We start from the raw sequence: 20,514 nt of genomic DNA on the forward strand, positions 1-20,514 counted from the left end.
ACCGGGGAGCCGGCTATCCTCCGCCGCAATCACGGAAGGAATGGCGCATGCGGGCACTCAGGACGGCAGCCCTCGCGACGGCGCTCACGGCGACATCGCTCGGGGCTCAGGGGGCGGAAGACGCGGCGCGACGGACGCCGGACATTCCGGCCCAATCCTGTCTTTCGGCGGGCGCGGCACCGGGCGACGCTGAGCCGATGGAGGCGCAGCCGGTGCTGGTCGAGGGGCTCGGCCATGCGGGGCTCGACGCCGACAGCGAGGATCCCGAGGCGCGGGCCTGGTTCGCACAGGGCGTGCGGCTGATCTGGGCGTTCGACGAGGCGGAGGCGGTCCGCGCCTTTGCCGAGGCGCAGCGACGCGACGGCGACTGCGCCTTGTGCTTTCTCGGCGAGGCCTGGGCGCGCTCACCCACGATCAATCTGCGCGGGCGCGTGGAGGAGCTTCCCGCCGCCCGCGCCGCGGCCCGGCGCGCCTTGGCCTTGTCGGACGGACTGAGCGAACGCGACCGGCTACTGGTCCAGGCGATGGCGATCCGGACCGGCGACGGCGAGGCCTTCGGCCAGACGGCTTATGCGCGATTCCTCGAATCGGCCGCCGACCGGCTCCCGGATGATTCGACCCTCGCCATCCTCGCGGCGGACGCGCAGATGCAGGTCAACGAGGAGATGGAGCCGGGATCGCCGAGCCAGCGGCGACTCGAGAGCGTATTGGCGCGCGAGCCCGATCATGGGGGCGCAATCCATTTCTACATCCACCTGACGGACTGGATGGACCGGCAGCATCTTGCGGTGCCCCATGCCGAACGGCTGGGACGGATCGCGCCGGCGGCGAGCCACCTCGTCCACATGCCGTCGCATAGCTTCTACGACGTCGGCCGCTACGAGGACGCCGCCGCCGTGAACGTAGCGGCGATCGCCGCCGACCGGACCTTTGCGCGCGTCGCCCGCCCGACGCGGTCGACTTATCGATGGAACCTCCTGGCCCACAACATGCACTTCGCGATGAACAGCGCGCTCGCCCGCGGCGACGGCGCCACGGCGCTCGACGTCGCACGGCAATTCCGCGCCGAATATCTGAGCGGCGAGCCCGATCCCTGGATAAGGCTGATGGGATCGTCGGTCCATTATTCCGCCGGACTTCACGGCGAGCCGGCCGAAGCCCTGGCCGCGCCCGAGCCCGAAGACGCGGTCGACAAGGTCTTCCATCATTACGCCCGCGGCGAGGCGCTGGCGCGCCAAGGCGACGGTGCCGCCGTCGCCGCGGAAGCGCGGGCGATTCGGCGCGTCCGCACGGGCGTCCGGGCGCCGTCGCTCGGTGCGGAAGGCGATGCGCTGGCCGAGATCGTCCAGCGCGTCCTCGAGGGGCGCTCGGCGATGCTCGCCGGCGATCATCGGCGGGCCGCTTCGGCCTATCGGCGGGCGATGCAGCGCCAGCGCGCCGCCGACTTCGGCAACGATCCGCCGCTCTTCTGGTATTCGGTGCGGCGCAGCCTGGCGGCCGCCCTGCTCGCCGGCGGCGACGCCGCTGGCGCCCGTCGCCAGCTGGCCGCCTCGCTGCGGCTCTGGCCGAACGATCCGCTCGCCTTATACGCTCTGTCGCTTGCGGAGCGACGGGCCGGGAATGCGGCTTCGGCCGACCTCAATCTGGCCCGGGCGCAGGCGGTGTGGGAAGGCGATGTGACCGAGGTGCCGCTCAGCCGGATCTAGTCCGGCCGGCCAAGTTGCAGCGGGTCGTTCGTTGGCGCAGGCGGGAGCCCAGTTCAGCGGCCCGACCGGTTCCGGACCTTCGCCGCGGCGCCTAACCCGCACCTCGATGTCCATGGATTCCGACGTGCGGGATGACGGCCGAAGAGCGAGGAGGGCCGGACGGCATGAGCAGGGACCTCGTCGGTAGAGGCGCCCGCCGACTCCTCCCCTTCGCCGTTTTCGCCTGACAGGGCCCTTCCCCTCGGTTAGCCTTGGCCGAGAATGGAGCTGCTTGCCCTCATCCTGCTGATCGGCCTGTTCGCCCTGTTCGTCGCGCATACGAACCTGAAGCGGCGGGTTGGCTATCTGGAGGCGCGGCTCGAGGCCGGGGCGTGGCAGCAGGCGCCATCGGCGGCCGAGACGCCGCCGCGCGATGTGCCCGAAGCTCCGGCAGAGCCCGAGACTGCGGCGCCGACGGCGCAGCCGGCGCCGGAGCCAGCCATGGCCGAGGCTGCGACGGTGTACGGGCTCGACGAAGATCCGCAGGAAGAGCGGGAGACCATCGGGGGGCTGTTCGAGCGGCTGGTCGGCGGCCGGCTGCTGATCTGGCTCGGCGGCGCCGCCTTGTTCGTCGCCGCCATCTTCCTGATCCGCTACTCGATCGACATCGGGCTGGTGACGCCGGCGCTTCGAATGATCGCCGCGGCGATCTTCGGCTTCGTCCTCCTCGGCCTCGGCGAATATGCGCGGGCCGGACGGCTGCTGTCCGGGGACCCGCGCATCGCCCAGGTGCTGGTGGGCGTCGGCCTGGCCGTCCTCTACGCGACGACTTATGGCAGCCATGTCCTGCACGCCCTGATCGGCCCGGCTACGACTTCGGCGCTGATGCTGGCCGTGACCGGGGCGGCGCTCGCTCTGTCGATCCGACACGGTGCCTCCACGGCCGTCGTCGGCTTGACCGGCGGGTTCCTGACGCCGCTGCTGGTCGGCGATCCCGATGCGGGCGCGGTGCCCTTGCTCGCTTATCTCGCCCTTCTCGACCTGGCGCTGTTCCTCATCGCCTGGCGACGCGGCTGGACCTGGCTCGCCGCCGCCGCGGTGGCCCTAAGCTTCGTGTGGAGCGCCTATCTGCTCGCCAGGCCGCCCGAGGATGCCCTGGCCGCGGGCGCGTTCGTCTTGCTGCTGGCGCTCGCCGCCACCCTCGTCCGCCCGGGACCCGGCCGCGAGCTCGGCCTGATCCAGCCCCTGGCGATCGGAATCGTCCAGCTCGCCCTCCTCGTGGCGCGAACCGATCTCGGCCTTTCCGCCTGGGCGCTGTTCGGCGCGCTTGCCGCCGCCAGCCTGACCCTCGCGGCGTGGCGGGAGGAATATCGGCTGGCGCCGCCGCTCGCCGTTGCCTTGGCGCTGGCCCTGCTGCTCGCCAAGGCGGCGACCGGGCAGGACCCGCTCGTGCCGATCGCCGCCACGGGGATCATCGCCATCTTCGGTCTCGGTGGCATGGCGATGACCTTGTGGAAGCCTCGCCTGCTGTGGACCGCGGTGTCCTGCGCGGGCCTCGCCGGCCCGGCCCTGATCCTTCGGGCCGCCCGGCCGGACCTGCTCGACCGGCCCGCCTGGGGCGCCCTGTTGCTCGTCCTGGCGGCGGGGCCGGCCATTCTCGCCTGGCTCGTTCGGAACCGAGCCTCACCCAACGCGCCGGCCGACCTTGCCTTGCTCCTCTCGGGCGCGACGGCGGCCGCTCTGGCCGGCGCCGCGGCATGGGACCTGCTTGCCGCCGAGCTGGTGGCCGCAGGCTGGCTGCTCGTCGCGCTCGCCGCCGCTCTGGCGGCGCGTCGGCTCGGCGACCTGGCCCTTGCCACCGTCGCGACGGCGGTGGCCGCGCTCGCGGTGGCTCGATCGGCATGGATGATGCCGGAGCTATCGACTGCGGCAGTGACCGCCCTGGTCGGAATCCCGGTCACCGCGCCGGACTTGCCGACGGCCCTGGACGCGCTCTACGCGCTCGCGATTCCCGCGTTGCTGCTCGCCGGCCTGCGCATTGTCCTTCCGCCGCTCCCGCTCGGGGCGAGGCGCGCCTTACCCGCCGTGTGCGGCCTGTTCGCCGCGGCCGCTGCCTATGTCTGGTTCAAGCAGGCATTCGGCCTTGCCGACCAAGGGGATTTCGTCGCACGCGGCCTGATCGAGCGGACGATCGTCACCCAGGCCTTGTTCCTCGGCGGCTGGCTGCTCGGCGCCGACATCGTCCGGCCGCGCGGCCTCGATCCCGATCTCGCCAGGCTCGGCGGCACCGTGCTGACCACCGTCGCGGCGGCGCGACTGATCTGGTTCGACATGATCGTCCTCAACCCGGCCTGGGCGACGCAATGGGTCGGCACGGTCCCGCTGCTCAACCTCATCGTGCCGCAATATCTGCTCGGCGCGCTGTGGCTCTATCTGGCGCGGCGCCGGGCCGGAGTCCCTTTTCGGTCGCGCTCCCGAACCGCAGAACCGGCACCCACTTCTGCTGGAAGCGCTCCGGTCACGCGCTCGGGCTTCTGGCTGGTCGCCTTTCTCGCCGCGCTGGTGACAGGCACCGCCTTGCTGGTGCGCCAGGCGTTCCAGGGGCCGATCCTCACCGGGCCGGAAATGCCGATCGGCGAATTCTACGCTTACTCTCTGGCCGGGCTGGTCGTGTCGATCGGCCTGCTGCTCGCCGGCATAAGGCTGCCGGACAAGGCGCTGCGGCTGGCCGGGCTGATCCTTCTCGCCGCCACCCTGCTGAAAGTGTTCCTGTGGGACGCCTCCAACCTGGAAGGGCTGTACCGGATCCTCTCCTTCCTCGGCGCGGGCATCGTCGCGATCGCGATCGGCTGGCTCTACGGGCCGGTGCTGAGGGCCGAGCGGGCGCCAAGATAGCGACTTCCCGCATCATCGGGCTCCGGCGCGGGCCGGTGGGCGGAACGCTTGGGTACCCTTCCGCCACCCTGGCGATTGCCGCGATCACCGCCTCGGCGGGAGCGACAGGGCGCGGACCCGTGATTGGAACATGATCGACATCGCCGTTCATCGGGGGCACTCCTGTTGAAGCCAAGACAGAAGGACGCAGGTCGAGTCATGAACGATCGGGAAGCGATTTCCGCAGTGGTCGACGAAATGTATGCGATGATCTCCGGGCCGAAGGGACCGCGCGACTGGTCGCGCCAGGCGAACTGCTTCCACCCCGAGTCCCGGCAGATCCGCACCTGGATCGACGATGACGGCCGGCCGGCGATGAAGATGATGAGCCCGGACGATTATGCCCGCGACACCGCGCCCTTCTTCGCCGAGCACGACTTCCACGAGATCGAGATCGGCCGGCGGATCGACCTGTTCGGCAACGTCGCCCATGTGTGGAGCGCCTATGAGGCGCGGACCGATCCGGCCGACGCGAAGCCGGAGCGACGCGGGATCAACTCGATCCAGCTGTTTCGCGATCCGGATCGCGGGTGGCGGATCGTCGCGATGATCTGGGACAATGAGCGCGAGGGCTTGGTGCTGCCGGAACTCCGGGGGAACGCGTAAGCGCGCCGCCGCGGATCGAATCAGAAAGGGCGGCGCCGCGGCTGCCCTTGATCCGATGGTCGGGGCGACTGGATTCGAACCAGCGACCCCCACACCCCCAGTGTGATGCGCTACCAGGCTGCGCTACGCCCCGACCGGAGGCGGCGATGTAGGCGCGAGCGCGCTCCATGGCAAGCTGGCTGGGGCCTCGGCGGTTCCCCTTCGGCCCATGAGTCCCGCCGGCGGCGCAGGCGCGGACAACGTCGCGTAGCGCCGGGCCAGCCGAAGTGCAGCGCTCCGGCGACCAGGATCATTTCGAGACGCTCCTCCCTCGGCTCGCCTTGCCTTGGCAACGGTCCATACCCATGATAGTCGCCACGCGCTCCGCGGCCGAGGCTTTTTTGCGCCGCCGCCCAATCCAGAGGGATGAATGTTCGAGACTCCAGCCTTTGCCGCGACCTCCGGGGCCGCCTCCGCCGGCGGGGGGACTGCGGCCTTCATGGTGCAGATCTTCCCGCTCGTCCTGATCTTCATCATCTTCTATTTCCTGCTGATCCGCCCGCAGCAGCGGCGGATGAAGCAGCACCAGGCGATGGTCGCGGCGGTGAAGCCGCGCGACGTTGTCGTCACCAATGGCGGCCTGATCGGCAAGGTCACCAAGGTCGAGGAGCAGGAGATCGAGGTGGAGGTGGCGCAGGGCGTCCGGATCCGCGTCGTCAAATCGATGCTGAGCGACATACGGCCGCACGGCTCCAAGCCGGCCAACGACTGAACGGTCGGCCGCACAGATGCTCGATTTCCCCCGCTGGAAGGTGTGGCTGGTCACGCTGACGCTCGTAGTCGGCGTCTATTATGCCATTCCCAGCTTCCTTCCCGAACGCGTCGCCCAGCAGATGCCGTCCTTCCTCGCGCCGCAGGTCAATCTCGGCCTCGACCTGGCCGGCGGAAGCCACCTGCTGCTCGAAGCCGATACGAGCGGCGTAGCCCGCCAGCGGCTCGAGAATATGGAGGACGTGCTGCGCCGCGAGCTGCGCAGCGGCGGCATCCAATTTGCCGACATGTCGACCAACGAAGGCCGGTTGAGCTTCCAGCTCCGGCAGCCCGGCCAGGCCGACGAAGCGGTGCGGATCGCGCGAACCGCAACCCAGCCCGCCGCCTTCGGCGCCACGACCGAATGGACGGTGAGCGCGGAAGGCAACCGGGTCACGCTGGCGCCTACCGACGCGGGCCTGGACACGGCGGTCAACGACGCGATGGAAACGGCCCGCGACGTCATCGACCGGCGCATCAACGCGCTCGGCACGCTCGAGCCCACCATCATTCGCCAGGGCAGCAACCGTATCGTCGTCCAGGTTCCCGGCCTCGAGGATCCGGAAGCGCTGAAGCAGCTGATCGGGCGTACGGCGCGCCTGGAATTCAAGCTGGTCGACCTCACCGCGACGCCGGAACAGCTGCAGTCGGGACGCGGGCCGATCGGCAGCCAAGTCCTGCCCTATCCCGAGGGCGGCGAGGGCATGCGCATCGCCGTCCAGCGGCGCGCGATCATCACCGGCGACCAGATCGCCGACGCGCGGCAGGGCTTCGACCAGCAGGACGGCCGACCGGTCGTCAACATCACCTTCGACGGGACCGGCAGCCGGCGCTTCGCCCGGGTGACCCAGGAGAATGTCGGGCGGCCGTTCGCCATTATCCTCGACAATGTCGTCATCTCGGCGCCGAACATCAACGAGCCGATCATAGGCGGCCAGGCGCAGATTTCGGGCAACTTCACGGTCGAGAGCGCCAACGCCCTCGCCATCTCGCTGCGCTCCGGGCGGCTCCCGGTCGACCTGACCGTGGTCGAGGAGCGCACCGTGGGTCCCGATCTCGGCGCCGATTCGATCCGCAGCGGCGCGATCGCCATGGCGATCGGAAGCGTCCTCGTGCTCATCTTCATGTTCATGACCTATGGCCGGTTCGGCCTCTATGCCGACACCGCCATCCTGCTCAACGTGGCGCTGATCCTCGGGATCATGGCGATCATGAACGCGACGCTCACCTTGCCGGGCATTGCCGGCTTCGTGCTCACCGTCGGCGCCGCGGTCGACGCCAACGTGATCATCAACGAGCGGATCCGCGAGGAGCAGAGACGCGGCCGCAACGTGATCCAGGCGATCGAGCATGGCTACAAGGAAGCCCAGTCGGCGATCTTCGACGCCAACATCACCAACGTCATCGCCGGGATCCTGCTCTTCTATTTCGGGTCGGGTCCCGTGCGCGGCTTCGCCATCGTCATGATGATCGGCATCGTCACCTCGGTGTTCACCGCCGTCACCGTCACGCGCATGTTCGTCTCCCTGTGGCTGCGCAAGCGGCCCAAGGAACTCGTGATTTGAGGAGCGCCCGATGCGGCTGCTGAAGCTGGTCCCAGACAACACCAATATCGACTTCCTGCGCTGGCGGGGCGTCGCCTTCACCATTTCGGCACTGCTCATCGCCGCCTCTATCGCGCTGATCGCGGTCAAGGGGCTCAATTTCGGCGTCGATTTCGCCGGCGGACAGATGATCCGCGTGACGTTCCAGCAGCCGCCCCAGCTCGACGACCTTCGCGAGCGGATCGGCGGGCTCGGCCACGGCGAGGCATCGGTCCAGGAGTTCGGCAGCCCGACGGAGATCGCCATCCGCATGCCGCTGCCCGAGGGCGGGGCGGAAGGCGCCAACCAGGCCGCCAGCGACGTGCGCGGCGCCCTCACGCAGGCCTATCCCGGCGTGCGGATCGACGCGGTCGAGACGGTGTCGGGCCAGGTTTCCGAGGAGCTGGTCGAGGCGGGGGCGCTCGCTTTGCTGCTCTCGATGATCGGAGTCTCGATCTACATCTGGATCAGGTTCGAATGGCAGTTCGGCGTCGGCGCCCTCTTCTCCCTGTTCCACGACGTCACGATCACCCTGGGCTTCTTCGCCCTGACGCAGATGGAGTTCGACCTCAACGTCGTCGCCGCCCTGCTGACGCTGATCGGCTATTCGCTGAACGACACGATCGTCATCTACGACCGGATCCGCGAGAATCTGCGCAAGTTCCGCAAGATGGAGATGGGGGCGCTGATCAACCTCTCCGTCAACGAGACGCTGTCGCGCACCATCGCCACCAACCTGTCGATGCTGCTGGCGCTCGGCGCGCTCTTCTTCCTCGGGCCCGACGTCATTTTCAGCTTCACCGCAGCCCTGCTGATCAGCGTCGTGATCGGCACCTATTCGACCGCCTATATCGCCGCGCCCTGGCTGATCTGGCTCAAGGTCACGTCGGACAGCTTCCTGCCGAGGGACCCTGTCAGCCGCTCCGAGCGCACCCCGCGGGAAGGCCATGACGGCGCCCGGGTCTAGGCGGAGACGGTGAGCTCCAACTTCCAGCGCGTCCGGCCGGCCTCCGGTCCGGTCGTCCAGGGGCTTTCACCGGCCGGCTTCATCGTCGACGGCACCGCCTATCGCGCCGTCCTGCTGACGCCCGAGCGCGCCATTGCGTGGGAGCCGCCGACGCTCGGGGAGCTCGGCGCCGAGCATCTCGGGGCGATCCTCGATCTCGCGCCGCCGCCCGAATTCCTGATCGTGGGCACCGGCGCGACCATGGCCTTCGCACCGCGGGCGCTGGTTCGGGACCTAGAGGCGCGCGGGATCGGCGTCGAGGCGATGGACAGCCGCGCGGCGGCCCGCACCTGGAGCATATTGCGCGCCGAGGAACGCTGGATCGTCGCGGCGATCATGGGGGTTTAGGCCCCGGACGGCGGCGGGCTTCCCGGTCGATCGACCATCTACCAGTCGAATATTTCACAGCGGTCGCGCCGCTGGGGCGGGCATATCAGGACTTTCCCGCCACCTGCCGCAAATGGACTTCGAGCTCCTCGGCGTTGCGGCTCCAGCTGAACTTCTCCGCCGCCTTGCGCACGCCGACAGGATCTGGCGGGGCGGCGAGCAGGTCACGTATGGCGGCGGCAATCGCGCCGGCGTCGCGCGCGACGAGGCGGCCGGCCGCGGGCCGGTCGATCGCCTCGCGGGCGCCGCCGACATCGCAGGTGACGACCGGCGTGCCGCAGGCGAGCGCTTCCACCCAGACGTTGGCCAGGCCTTCGGTAGCACTGGGCTGCACCGCGACGTCGGCCGCGCCAAGCAATGCGGGGAGATCGTCGTGCGGCCGCACACCGAGAAAGTGAACCCGCCGGGCAACACCCAGACGCCGTGCCAGCCGCTCCAGCACCGGGCGGTGCGGCCCCTCCCCCACGAGCAGCAGCTCGGCGTCGGGCAGCTCGCCCAGCGCCTCTATGGCGAATGCCTGGCCCTTCATTTCGATGAGCGCTCCGGCGCTGACCAGCAATGGACCGGACAGCCCGAGCGCGGCCTTGGCGGCGGCGCGGTCGATGGGCCGGAAGCGGTCGAGGTCGATGCCCGTATGGTGGACGCGGATCCTCTCCTCGGGCAGGCCTCGCGCCGTCATGTCCGCCTTGAGCGCGGCGCTGACGGCGAGCAGGCCTCCGGCACGATTCCCCGCCGCGGCGATCTGGCCGGATATTCCGGGCCGGTCGCCCCAATGATGGATGTCGCTGCCGCGCGCCTTGATCGAGAAGGGGAGGCCGAGCGCCTCGCCGAGGCGCATCGCCGCTGGCCCGTCTGGCCAGAAGAATTCGGCGTCGATCACGTCGAACGGAAATCGATCGCGGATCCGGCGCAGCGAAGGCAGCAGCGCGCGCGCCATCGACCGCGCCGTGCCCCGCGCGCCGATCAGCGGCCAGACCCGATAGCGAGGCCGGTGGACGACGAGGCCTTTCCACGTCTCGCGTAGCGGAAGGCGCCTGAGGGGAGCGTAATGGGGATGGAGCGAAAGCGGCCATACCGGCAGGCCGACCGGCGCCACCAGCTCGAGCGCCACGCCGGGGCGCGCGGCGAGCGCCAGCGCCTGCCGCTCGACGAAGACGCCGAGCTGGGGCCGTGCCGCGTTCGGAAAGAGAGTCGCCAGGGTCAACACGCGCAGCATGGCCGACGCCTAGCAGAAACGGGCTTTCGGCAGGTTAACGGCCGAGGCGACGCCAGCGTCCAATCCCATGTCGCTTCCCCTCCCCGCCATCCCGCCCTGGCCAGCCGGTGCGTCGGTCAGGCGGCGGTCAGGCCGGGGGGGCGATGTGGTCTTCGCGACCATGACCGGATCTTGCGAGCTCGACGGCCCGTTTCACCTGAGGTTCAGGCGGGTCCTGTTCTGCTCGCGAGCCGCTTGGCCTTGCGCGAACCCTCAGCTAAGAAGCCCTCCATGCAAAGAGTTAACCGCCCGCTCGTCCTCCTCGCCGTCGCCGCCGCGATCGTTCCCCTCGCCGGCTGCGGCACGCTCGGCGGCGGCCGGACCCAGGCCGACACGCGCTACGTCGCGCGCGACGTCAACACGCTCTACAACGCCGCCTGGGAGCGGCTGCAGCGCGGCAATTATCCCGTCGCCGCGGCCTTGTTCGACGAGGTCGAGCGCCAGCATCCTTATTCGGTCTGGGCGCGCCGGGCGCAGCTGATGAGCGCCTTTTCCTATTATGCGGCCGGCGATCATACCAAGTCGACCGAGGCGGCACGCCGTTTCCTGTCGATCCATCCGGGCAACCGCGACGCACCGTACGCCTTGTACCTGATCGCGCTCAATTATTACGAGCAGATCAGCGACGTGACCCGCGACCAGGCGGTGACCCGGCAGGCGCTGGACGCGCTCGGCGAGCTGGTCCGCCGCTATCCGGCCACGCGCTACGCCGCGGACGCGCGGCTGAAGATCGACTTGGTGCGCGACCATCTCGCCGGCAAGGAGATGGAGATCGGCCGCTTCTATCAGCGCCGCAACCAATGGCTGGCGTCGGTGATCCGGTTCCGCAGCGTGGTCGAGGAGTATCAGACGACCAGCCATGCGCCGGAAGCGCTGATGCGCCTTACCGAATCCTATCTCGCGCTCGGCATGCCGCAGGAGGCGGCTCGGTCGGCGGCCGTGCTCGGCGCCAATTATCCGGGGACGCGCTGGTATCAGCGCGCCTACGAGCTGGTCCAGCGCAACGCGCCGCAGCAGACCGCGGCGGCGACTCCGGCAGGTGGAACGCACTGAAGTTCCTTCCCGGATTCCCGCGTTCGCGGGAATGACGTAGAGGGGGGAGGATGAGCCTCCCGATCCGTCCATGCTGACCAGCCTTTCGATCCGCGATGTCGTGCTGATCGAGACGCTCGACCTCGAGTTCGGGCCGGGGCTCGGCGTGCTTACCGGCGAGACCGGGGCGGGCAAGTCGATCCTGCTCGATGCGCTCGGGCTGGCGCTCGGCGCGCGCGCCGACAGCGCGCTCGTGCGCGACGGCCAGGCGCAGGCGTCCGTCAGCGTCAGCTTCGACCTGCCGGCGGGCCATCCGGCCCTCGCCCTAATCGAGGAGAACGGCCTTGCGGCGGAAGCGGGCGAGCCGCTCGTGATCCGCCGCCTGGTCAAGGCCGACGGCGGAAGCCGCGGCTTCGTCAACGACCAGTCGGTCTCGGTCGGCCTGCTGCGCGAGCTCGGCGCCCTGCTGGTCGAGATACATGGCCAGCATGACGATCGCGGCCTGCTCAACCCCCGCGGCCACCGCGCCCTGTTGGACCTCTACGGCCGGATCGACGTCGGCCCTGCCGCGCGCGCCTGGCAGCGACGGCGCGCGGCGGAGGAGGCTCTCGCCGAGGCGAGCGCCGCGCGCGAGACGGCGGAGCGTGACCGCGACTGGCTGGCACACGCCGCCGACGAGCTGGCCCGGCTGGATCCCACGCCTGGCGAGGAGGAGATGCTGGCCGGCCTGCGGGCGTCGATGCAGGCGGGCGTTCGCCTGGGCGAGGAGCTGAGCGCCGTCGAGGCCCTCGTCGAGGGATCGGAGGGAGGGCTCTCGCTCCTGCGGCAGGCCGCGCGGCGGCTCGATCGGATTGCCGGCGAGCATGAGCTGCTGGCGCAGACCCTGGCCGCGCTCGATCGCGCGGTGATCGAAGCGTCCGAGGCCGAGGACCTGCTCGAGCGGGCCCGCGAGGCCTTCGCTTTCGACCCGGCGCGGCTCGAGGAGGCCGAGACACGACTGTTCGACATACGCGCGCTCGCCCGCAAGCATCGGGTGGAGCCGGAAGCGCTGCCGGCGCTGAAGACGCAGTTGGCGGAACGGCTGGCCGCGATCGATGCGGGCGAGGAGCGGGTGGCGGAGCTGGAAGCGGAGGCGCAGGAGGCGGCTCGCGATTATGACCGAGCGGCCGCCGCGCTCGGCGAGGCCCGGCGCGCCGCCGCGGCGCGGCTCGATGCCGCCGTCGCCGCCGAGCTGGCGCCGCTCAAGCTCGACATGGCGCGGTTTCGCACCGTGGTCGCCGAAGGCGAGCCGGGCGCGGCGGGCCGCGACCGGGTCGAGTTCGAAGTGTCGACCAACCCCGGCGCCCCGTTCGGGCCGCTGGTCAGAATCGCGTCGGGCGGCGAGCTGTCGCGCTTCATCCTGGCGCTGAAGGTGGCGCTGGCGGAGGAGAGCGAGGCCCGCACGATGATCTTCGACGAGATCGACCGGGGCGTCGGCGGGGCGGTGGCCAGCGCGATCGGCGAGCGGCTCCATCGCCTCGCCGGAACGGCGCAGCTGCTCGTCGTCACCCATTCGCCGCAAGTGGCGGCGCGAGGCGCGCGCCACCTCCTGATCGAGAAGAGCCATGACGGGCTGGTCACGCGCACCAGCGTCCACGCGCTCGATGCCGCCCGCCGGCGCGAGGAGATTGCCCGGATGCTGTCCGGCGCCCAGATCACCGAGGAAGCCCGCGCCCAGGCGGAGCGGCTGCTGGAGGCGGCATGATCACCGAACCGCGGCCTGTCGAGCATGAGGAAGCGGGGACGCGCTTCGAGAGCCTGATCGTCGCGCCACAAGGCGCGGAGGCGCGGCCGGCGGTGCTGATCTTTCCAACCATCATGGGCCGATCCGACCTGGAGCTCGGCTTCGCCCGCCGGCTCGCCGCGGCGGGTCATGCCGCCATGGTCGCCGACCTTTACGGCAGGGAGAATATCGGCCGCAGCCGGGAGGAATGCCGGACGCTGATGGATGCGCTGCGGGCGGACCGGCCGGCTCTGCAGGCCAGGCTGCTGCACGCGCTGGACGTGCTGCGCGACCAGCGCGAGGTCGATCCGGACCGGGTCGCGGCGATCGGCTATTGCTTCGGCGGGCTGTGCGCGCTCGACCTCGCCCGCACCGGCGCCGACCTCAACGGCGTCGCGAGCTTTCACGGCATTCTCACGCCGCCCGGTAATCTAGACGGCGTGCGGATCGCCGCGCGGGTGATCGCCTTCCATGGCTGGGACGATCCGCTCGCGCCGCCCGCGGACGTGACCGCGCTCGGGGAGGAACTCACGCGCGCGGGCGCCGACTGGCAGCTTCACGCTTATGGGCATACGGCGCACGGCTTCACCAACCCCGGCGCGAACGATCCGGATCGCGGGCTGCTCTACAATCCGGCTGCCGAGGCGCGTTCCTGGAAATCGCTCATGCTCTTCCTCGACGAGATATTCGGATGAACGAACAAGAGGCCGCGATCGAACTCGAGCGGTTGGCGAAGGAAATCGCCCGGCACAACCGGCTCTATCATGGCGAGGACGCGCCGGAGATCAGCGACGCCGAATATGATTCGCTCGTCCGCCGCAACGCCGAGCTGGAGGCGGACTTCCCGCACCTGGTGCGCGAGGACAGCCCTTCGCGCCAGGTCGGTGCGGCCCCGGCGGCGCATCTTTCGAAGGTCCGCCATGCCGTGCCGATGCTCAGCCTCGACAATGCCTTTGCCGACGAGGAGGTGGCCGATTTCGTCGGGCGGGTGCGCCGCTACCTCAACCTCGCCGAGGAAGCCGAGGTGGCGCTCACCGCCGAGCCCAAGATCGACGGCCTGTCCTGCTCGCTGCGCTACGAAAAGGGCGTGCTCGTGCTCGCCGCGACCCGCGGCGACGGGACGACCGGCGAGGTGGTCACCGACAATGTCCGGACCATCTCCGACATCCCCGAGCGCCTGGCCGGCGAGGTGCCGGACGTGTTCGAGATACGCGGCGAGGTCTATATGTCGAAGGCGGACTTCGCGGCCCTGAATGCGCGCCTGCTCGAGCAGGCGGAGGATCCGGCCAAGGCCCGCCAGTTCGCCAACCCCCGCAACGCCGCCGCCGGCTCGCTGCGCCAGAAGGATGCATCGGTCACCGCGTCGCGGCCCCTGCGCTTCTACGCTCATGGCTGGGGCCAGGCGTCGGCATTGCCGGCGGACACCCAGCTCGGCGTGATGAAGGCCATCGCCCGCTGGGGCGTGCCGATCGCCGAGGATCTCGAGCGCTTCACCGACCAGGTCGGGATGCTCGCCCATTATCGCGCGATCGAGGCCAAGCGGGCCGATCTGCCCTTCGACATCGACGGCGTCGTCTACAAGGTCGACCGGCTCGACTGGCAGGAGCGGCTGGGCTTCGTCTCCAGGGCGCCGCGCTGGGCCGTCGCCCACAAATTCCCCGCGGAGAAGGCCGAGACATTGCTCGAGTCGATCGACATACAGGTCGGCCGAACCGGCAAGCTGACGCCGGTGGCGCGGCTGAAGCCGGTCAGCGTCGGCGGAGTCACCGTCACAAACGCAACCCTGCACAACAAGGACGAGATCGAGCGGCTCGGCGTCAGGGTGGGCGACCGGGTGCTGATCCAGCGCGCCGGGGACGTGATCCCGCAGGTTCTGGAGAACCTCACCCCGGGCGACGACCGGCCGGCCTACCTGTTCCCGACCCACTGCCCCGAATGCGGATCCGACGCGATTCGCGAGGAAGGCGAGGTCGACGTGCGCTGCACCGGCGGACTGATCTGCCCGGCGCAAAGGGTCGAGCGGCTTCGCCATTTCGTCTCGCGCCATGCGCTCGACATAGAGGGGCTCGGGATCACCCATATCGAGAGCTTCTTCCGCGACGGCCTGCTGCAGTCGCCCGCGGACATCTTCAAGCTGACCAAGGAGCAACTCCTCGCCCGCGAGCGATGGGCCGAGATTTCGGCGGCGAACCTGATTGCGGCGATCGACGCGCGGCGGCGGCCGCCGCTCGACCGTTTCCTGTATGCGCTGGGTATCCGCCACGTCGGCGAAGTCACGGCCCGCGACCTCGCCCGCCGCTACCGCAGCTGGGAAGCCTTCCAGGCGATGATCGATTCGGCGCTCGCCTTGCGGCAGGACATGCAGCCGGCGATCGGCGAGGAGGAGCGCAAGTTCCTGCAACGCCGCAACAAGGCCGTCGTCGAGGCGGTGGGAACGCCGAATATCGGGCCCGAGGTGGCCAACGCGCTGCTCGACTTCTTCGAGGAGCCGCACAACCGGGAGGTCATCGACGAGATCCTCGCCGCCGGGGTCGAAGTCGAGGACGTCGTCCACAAGGTCAGGGAATCGCCGGTCACCGGCAAGACGATCGTCTTCACGGGCTCGCTCGAGGCGCTGTCTCGCGACGAGGCCAAGGCCCAGGCGGAGGCGCTCGGAGCCCGGACCGCCGATTCGGTTTCCGCGAAGACGGGGCTGGTCGTCGCCGGCCCGGGCGCCGGCTCCAAGCTCAGGAAGGCGCAGGAGCTCGGCATCGAGGTGCTGGACGAAGCGGGCTGGCTGGCCCTGGTCGCCGCCTCTCAATGATCTGGCAGACGTGTTTGCCGCATAAACCGGCTTGCGCTATCATGAGGGCGTGACGGATCCGGAGACCGTGTCGAAACCGGCCGCCGACGAAGCGGAGGCCTCTCCCTTCGCGGCGATCGCCGCGCTCGACCGGCTGATCCACGATCCATCGCGGTTGGCCATATTGACGGCGCTCATCGAGTGGGCGGAGGCCGACTTTCCCTATCTCCTCGGTGCGACCGGACTCACCAAGGGGAACCTTTCAAGCCATCTGGGCAAGCTCGAGGCGGGCGGCCTGGTCCAGGTATCGAAGGGGTTCAAGGACAAGAAGCCCTGGACCCGAGTCATGCTCACGCGTGACGGCCGCGGCCGGATCCAGGCCCATTGGGAGGAGCTGGAGCGGATCCGGCGCGAGACGATGGGCCTCGCCTGAACGCCCGCCGTGCGCGACGGCGGCGGCATCTCCGCGCCTCCGTGCGAACCGGTTACCGGCTTTTGCCTGGATCATCGCCGCCATTGCACGAGCCCGGCGGCTCACCCACATGCCCGGCAACGAAAAGCGCGGGAGCGAAAGACGGATGGAAAGCTGGCACGGCACGACGATCATCGGCGTGCGCAAGAACAACAAGGCGGTTATCGCCGGGGACGGGCAGGTGTCGCTGCAATCGACGGTGATCAAGCCCAACGCCCGCAAGGTGCGGCGCCTGGGCGACGGCAAGGTGATCGGCGGATTCGCCGGCGCGACCGCCGACGCCTTCACCTTGTTCGAGCGGCTGGAACGCAAGCTCGAACAATATCATGGCGCGCTGATGCGTTCGGCGGTCGAGCTCGCCAAGGATTGGCGCACCGACAAATATCTCAGGAATCTGGAGGCGATGATGATCGTCGCGGACAAGGACATCACGCTGATCCTGACCGGCAATGGCGACGTGCTCGAGCCGGCGGGCGGCGTCGCCGCGATCGGCTCCGGCGGGAATTTCGCGCTCGCCGCCGCGACCGCCCTCTTCGACTATGAGGATGATGCGGAAACCGTCGCCCGCAAGGCGATGAAGATCGCGGCGGACATCTGCGTCTATACGAACGACCAGCTGACGGTGGAGACGATCGAGGACGCGGCCTAGGCCGGTACCGAGCCGACGAGCCCGCTGCAGAGTGCCGGGACCGCCACCTACCGGCTTCGCGGGAGTGGCGGCCAACGCTATGGCGGCGGAATGAATCGCCGCGACTTCATCGGAACCAGCGCGCTCGGCCTAGCCGGGGTCGCCCTCCCCGGCTGCACGACCACGGGCGTGCGCTCGGCCGCTTCGCCCGGCTGCCTGCCGCCGGTGCTGGCCGACGAGAGCCGGATCATCCACACCATGGCCGGCCTGCGGCCCTATCGCGCCGCCGGCTTCGTCGTCCGGCGCGAGGCGCTCGGCGACAAGGCGCTCGTCCACAATTACGGCCATGGCGGCGCCGGAATCACCCTGAGCTGGGGCAGCGCCCGCCTCGCCGTCGATCTCGGCCTGCCGGGGCACCAGGGGCCCGTGGCGGTGATCGGCGCCGGGGTGATGGGATTGTCCACCGCCCGCCTGGTCCAGGAAGCGGGCCTTCCCGTTACCGTCTATTCCGCCGCGCTTCCGCCGAACACGACCTCGAACGTCGCGGGGGGCCAGTGGCATCCTTTCGGCCATTTCCGGGAAGACAGCGTGACACCCGAATGGCGCCGGCAGTTCCTCGCCGCCGCCGATTATAGCTGGCGGCGGTTCCAGATCATGGTCGGCGCCGATTACGGCGTGGAATGGCTGCCGACCTACACGCAGAATGGCGGGCGACCGGAAGCGGCGCTGCTGCCGACCTTTCCGCCGATCAACCGGGTGCTCACGCCGCAGGAGCATCCGTTTCCGGTCGAGCATGTCAGCCGCTACGACACGCTCTATGTCGAGACCGGCCGCTATCTGCGCCAGATGATGCGGGACATCCAGATCGCCGGCGGAAGCTTCGCCGTGCACCAATTCGCGACGCCCGCCGACCTCGCCGCCTTGTCCGAGCGCCTCGTCTTCAACTGCACCGGCCTCGGCGCCCGTGCCTTGTTCGGGGACGACACCCTGCGCCCGGCGCGCGGGCAGCTCGCCATCCTGCTGCCGCAACCGGAGGTGCGCTACGCCTTCACCGGGCGAGCGGGCTACATGTTCCCGCGCGCCGACGGGATCATCCTGGGCGGCACCTTCGAGCTCGACCAATGGTCGACCGAGCCCGAGCCCGCGACGATCGAGCGCATCATCCGGTCGCACCGGCAGCTCTTCTCGAGCTTCCGCTGCACCCCGGCGGGCACTGCCGCTTGAACTGGGTCGCTCCGCCTCACATCTAGCCGGAGACATGAACTATCAGACCGCCATTCCGGACCAGGACCGGACCCCCGATTCCCCGCCCCACCCCGCCAGAGCCGCAGGAAGCATGAACAACAGCCTCACGCCCAAGGCGGTGGTCGCCGCACTCGACGCCCACATCATCGGCCAGGACGAGGCCAAGAAGGCCGTCGCGGTGGCGCTTCGCAACCGCTGGCGACGCCAGCAGCTGCCCGAGGCCCTGCGCGACGAGGTGACACCGAAGAACATCCTGATGATCGGGCCGACCGGCTGCGGCAAGACCGAGATCTCGCGGCGGCTGGCCAAGCTCGCCGACGCGCCGTTCGTCAAGGTCGAGGCCACCAAGTTCACCGAAGTCGGCTATGTCGGGCGCGACGTCGAGCAGATCGCCCGCGACCTGGTCGAGGAGGCGGTGCGGCTGGAGCGCGAGCGGCGCCGCGAGTCCGTGAAGAGCGCCGCCGAGGCCGCGGCGATCGAGCGCCTGCTCGACGCCCTCACCGGCAAGGATGCGAGCGCAGCGACTCGCGAGAGCTTCCGGCGGATGCTCGGCGAGGGCCATCTCAACGACCGCGAAGTCGAGATAGACGTCACCGAGCAGCCGTCAACACCGTTCGAGATCCCCGGAATGGGCGGCCAGGTCGGCATGATCAACTTGTCCGACCTGATGGGCAAGGCCATGGGCCAGCAGCCGCGCAAGCGCCGCAAGATGGCGGTGCGCGAGGCGCTGGAGAAACTGGTCGAGGAGGAATCGGACAAGAGGCTGGATCCCGACGACGTCAACCGGACCGCCCTCAAGGATGCGGAAGCGAACGGAATCGTCTTCCTCGACGAGATCGACAAGATCGCGGTGAGCGACGTGCGCGGCGGATCGGTGAGCCGCGAAGGCGTCCAGCGCGACCTGCTGCCGCTGATCGAAGGCACGACGGTCGCGACCAAATATGGGCCGATGAAGACCGACCATGTGCTGTTCATCGCCTCGGGCGCCTTTCACCTCGCCAAGCCGTCCGACCTGCTGCCCGAGCTTCAGGGCCGGCTTCCGATCCGGGTCGAGCTGAAGGCGCTGACCGAGGCGGATTTCGTCCGCATCCTGTCCGATACCCAGGCGAGCCTGACCGAGCAGTATCGCGCCCTCCTCGCCACCGAAGGCGTCGAGATCGGTTTCACCCAGGACGGAATCCACGCCCTTGCGAGGATCGCCGCCGAGGTGAATGCCGAGGTGGAGAATATCGGCGCGCGGCGGCTGCAGACGGTGATGGAGAAGCTGCTCGAGGATGTCAGCTTCGAAGCGGAAGACCGCCAGGGCGAGACGGTGACGGTCGACGCCGCCTATGTCGACCGACAGCTTTCGGACATCGCGCGGAACACCGACCTCAGCAAATATGTTCTGTAGCCGTCCGATCCGTTGAGGGCGCCGGCACTGGATCAGCCGCGAACAGCGTTCCGCGGCCCCTGCCGGTTGTCCCGCCTATCCACCGGCCCGTCGATCCGCTTGGACCCTTTACCGGGTTTTCCTTCGTTTCTGCTCCAGACCAATCTGGAGACACGGATAATGGCTATCAAATTCAATCTGTTGACCGCAGCTTCCCTGCTCGCGCTGCCGGCCGTGGCGGCCGCGCAGGCCTCCGGCGGAGCGGCCGGCGCCATGGACGCGAGCGTCCAGGCGCAGACGCCGGCGCCGCCGACGCAGCCGGTCGTGGACAGCGCGCAGCAGGCCCAGGACACGGTGAACCAGACGGCCGACGAGACCATGCAGCCGGTCGAGGACGCCGTTGATGCCGAGGCGCAGGCCGAGGCCGAGACCGGTACGCAGCCCGATGCCGCGGCCGAACCCCAGGCTCAGCCCACCCCGACGCCCGAGCAGCCCGACGCTGATCCGAATGCCGGCGCACAGCCCGACACGAGCAGCCAGCCTCCGGCGAGCACCCCCGATGCCAGCGCAGGCGCGCAGGCCGGCCAGACCGGAAGCGCCGCGCCGGTGACGGCCGCAACCGCCGCCGACGTTCAGGCCGGCGCGACCGTCCTGGATCCGCAGGGCGGCACGGTCGGCACCATCGAATCGGTCGAGGCCGACGGCGCCGTCGTCGCCACCGGCAACGTTCGGGCCAAGCTGCCGATTACCAGCTTCGGCAAGAACGAGCAGGGTCTCGTCATCTCGCTTACCCGGGCGGAACTCGAAGCCGCGGCTTCGGCGCGAACCCCCTCCTGACCTTCTGCGGCCCCGCAGAAAAGCCGCGCCGGCTACCCCCCTGTCCGGCGCGGCTCTTTTTTCGGCCGCGAAAGCACGCTGCGCTCGTCGATCGACGATCGAGGCGCCCGGCCGGAATGATCGAGCACGAACGGCTGGC

General features: G+C 69.5%; 17 protein-coding genes and 1 tRNA gene. 16 read left to right on the forward strand and 2 right to left on the reverse strand.

All coding sequences use genetic code 11. From position 1 onward, the window contains the following. The first annotated feature begins 47 nt into the window (after positions 1 to 47). The 3 genes from EKM57_RS18840 (at position 48) to EKM57_RS18850 (ending at position 5,225) form a co-directional block, all read left to right on the forward strand. Positions 48 to 1,706 (forward strand): hypothetical protein, encoded by a 1,659-nt coding sequence (locus EKM57_RS18840; protein WP_129794077.1) that lies wholly within the window; start codon positions 48 to 50, stop codon positions 1,704 to 1,706. 261 nt (positions 1,707 to 1,967) lie between these two features. Beyond that, positions 1,968 to 4,580 (forward strand): DUF2339 domain-containing protein, encoded by a 2,613-nt coding sequence (locus tag EKM57_RS18845; RefSeq protein ID WP_129794078.1) that lies wholly within the window; start codon positions 1,968 to 1,970, stop codon positions 4,578 to 4,580. 198 nt (positions 4,581 to 4,778) lie between these two features. After that, on the forward strand, positions 4,779 to 5,225 hold the full coding sequence (locus EKM57_RS18850; RefSeq protein WP_129794079.1) for a hypothetical protein: 447 nt from the start codon (positions 4,779 to 4,781) through the stop codon (positions 5,223 to 5,225). A 56-nt stretch (positions 5,226 to 5,281) separates the two neighbouring features. On the opposite strand, the gene EKM57_RS18855 is transcribed toward EKM57_RS18850, so the two are convergent. After that, positions 5,282 to 5,358, reverse strand: a tRNA-Pro gene (locus tag EKM57_RS18855). A 276-nt stretch (positions 5,359 to 5,634) separates the two neighbouring features. Between EKM57_RS18855 and yajC the strand changes: the two genes are divergently transcribed. Genes yajC through EKM57_RS18875 form a run of 4 tightly spaced genes read left to right on the forward strand, consistent with a single transcriptional unit; the run spans position 5,635 to position 8,951 of the window. After that, positions 5,635 to 5,976 carry a preprotein translocase subunit YajC gene (gene yajC / locus EKM57_RS18860; protein WP_129794080.1) on the forward strand — a complete coding sequence of 114 codons (342 nt, stop codon included), beginning with the start codon at positions 5,635 to 5,637 and terminating at the stop codon, positions 5,974 to 5,976. 16 nt (positions 5,977 to 5,992) lie between these two features. Next, the gene (secD, locus tag EKM57_RS18865) at positions 5,993 to 7,579 is read left to right on the forward strand and encodes a protein translocase subunit SecD (RefSeq protein WP_129794081.1); all 1,587 of its coding nucleotides are present in this window, start codon (positions 5,993 to 5,995) and stop codon (positions 7,577 to 7,579) included. 10 nt (positions 7,580 to 7,589) lie between these two features. Beyond that, positions 7,590 to 8,564 (forward strand): protein translocase subunit SecF, encoded by a 975-nt coding sequence (secF, locus tag EKM57_RS18870; protein WP_129794082.1) that lies wholly within the window; start codon positions 7,590 to 7,592, stop codon positions 8,562 to 8,564. 9 nt (positions 8,565 to 8,573) lie between these two features. Next, positions 8,574 to 8,951 (forward strand): Mth938-like domain-containing protein, encoded by a 378-nt coding sequence (locus tag EKM57_RS18875; RefSeq protein ID WP_129794083.1) that lies wholly within the window; start codon positions 8,574 to 8,576, stop codon positions 8,949 to 8,951. An 85-nt stretch (positions 8,952 to 9,036) separates the two neighbouring features. On the opposite strand, the gene EKM57_RS18880 is transcribed toward EKM57_RS18875, so the two are convergent. Continuing rightward, positions 9,037 to 10,206, reverse strand: a complete 1,170-nt coding sequence (locus EKM57_RS18880) for a glycosyltransferase (RefSeq protein ID WP_129794084.1) — start codon at positions 10,204 to 10,206, stop codon at positions 9,037 to 9,039. 270 nt (positions 10,207 to 10,476) lie between these two features. Between EKM57_RS18880 and EKM57_RS18885 the strand changes: the two genes are divergently transcribed. The 9 genes from EKM57_RS18885 to EKM57_RS18925 all read left to right on the forward strand — a co-directional run bounded on the left by EKM57_RS18885 (position 10,477) and on the right by EKM57_RS18925 (position 20,375). Continuing rightward, positions 10,477 to 11,298 (forward strand): outer membrane protein assembly factor BamD, encoded by an 822-nt coding sequence (locus tag EKM57_RS18885; RefSeq protein ID WP_129794085.1) that lies wholly within the window; start codon positions 10,477 to 10,479, stop codon positions 11,296 to 11,298. Between the two features lie 70 nt (positions 11,299 to 11,368). After that, complete coding sequence (gene recN / locus EKM57_RS18890; protein WP_129794086.1) at positions 11,369 to 13,021, forward strand: DNA repair protein RecN; 1,653 nt, start codon at positions 11,369 to 11,371, stop codon at positions 13,019 to 13,021. Next, positions 13,018 to 13,734 carry a dienelactone hydrolase family protein gene (locus tag EKM57_RS18895; protein WP_129794087.1) on the forward strand — a complete coding sequence of 239 codons (717 nt, stop codon included), beginning with the start codon at positions 13,018 to 13,020 and terminating at the stop codon, positions 13,732 to 13,734. The genes recN and EKM57_RS18895 overlap by 4 nt, the downstream gene beginning before the upstream one ends. Then, on the forward strand, positions 13,731 to 15,842 hold the full coding sequence (ligA, locus tag EKM57_RS18900; RefSeq protein WP_129794088.1) for an NAD-dependent DNA ligase LigA: 2,112 nt from the start codon (positions 13,731 to 13,733) through the stop codon (positions 15,840 to 15,842). Before EKM57_RS18895 ends, ligA begins: the two co-directional genes overlap by 4 nt. 31 nt (positions 15,843 to 15,873) lie before the next feature. Beyond that, on the forward strand, positions 15,874 to 16,254 hold the full coding sequence (locus EKM57_RS18905; RefSeq protein ID WP_206185499.1) for a transcriptional regulator: 381 nt from the start codon (positions 15,874 to 15,876) through the stop codon (positions 16,252 to 16,254). A 145-nt stretch (positions 16,255 to 16,399) separates the two neighbouring features. Beyond that, positions 16,400 to 16,942: an ATP-dependent protease subunit HslV gene (gene hslV, locus EKM57_RS18910; protein ID WP_129794175.1), complete on the forward strand. Its 543-nt coding sequence runs from the start codon at positions 16,400 to 16,402 to the stop codon at positions 16,940 to 16,942. Between the two features lie 90 nt (positions 16,943 to 17,032). Next, positions 17,033 to 18,145 (forward strand): FAD-dependent oxidoreductase, encoded by a 1,113-nt coding sequence (locus EKM57_RS18915; protein WP_129794089.1) that lies wholly within the window; start codon positions 17,033 to 17,035, stop codon positions 18,143 to 18,145. Between the two features lie 112 nt (positions 18,146 to 18,257). Then, positions 18,258 to 19,559, forward strand: a complete 1,302-nt coding sequence (gene hslU / locus EKM57_RS18920; protein WP_129794176.1) for an ATP-dependent protease ATPase subunit HslU — start codon at positions 18,258 to 18,260, stop codon at positions 19,557 to 19,559. Positions 19,560 to 19,718: 159 nt separating this feature from the next. Next, entirely contained in the window at positions 19,719 to 20,375 is a 657-nt protein-coding gene (locus EKM57_RS18925) for a hypothetical protein (protein WP_129794090.1), read from the forward strand. Positions 20,376 to 20,514: the final 139 nt, after the last annotated feature.

It is taken from the genome of Sphingosinicella sp. CPCC 101087, assembly GCF_004151485.1.
In the GTDB taxonomy this organism is placed as follows: domain Bacteria; phylum Pseudomonadota; class Alphaproteobacteria; order Sphingomonadales; family Sphingomonadaceae; genus Allosphingosinicella.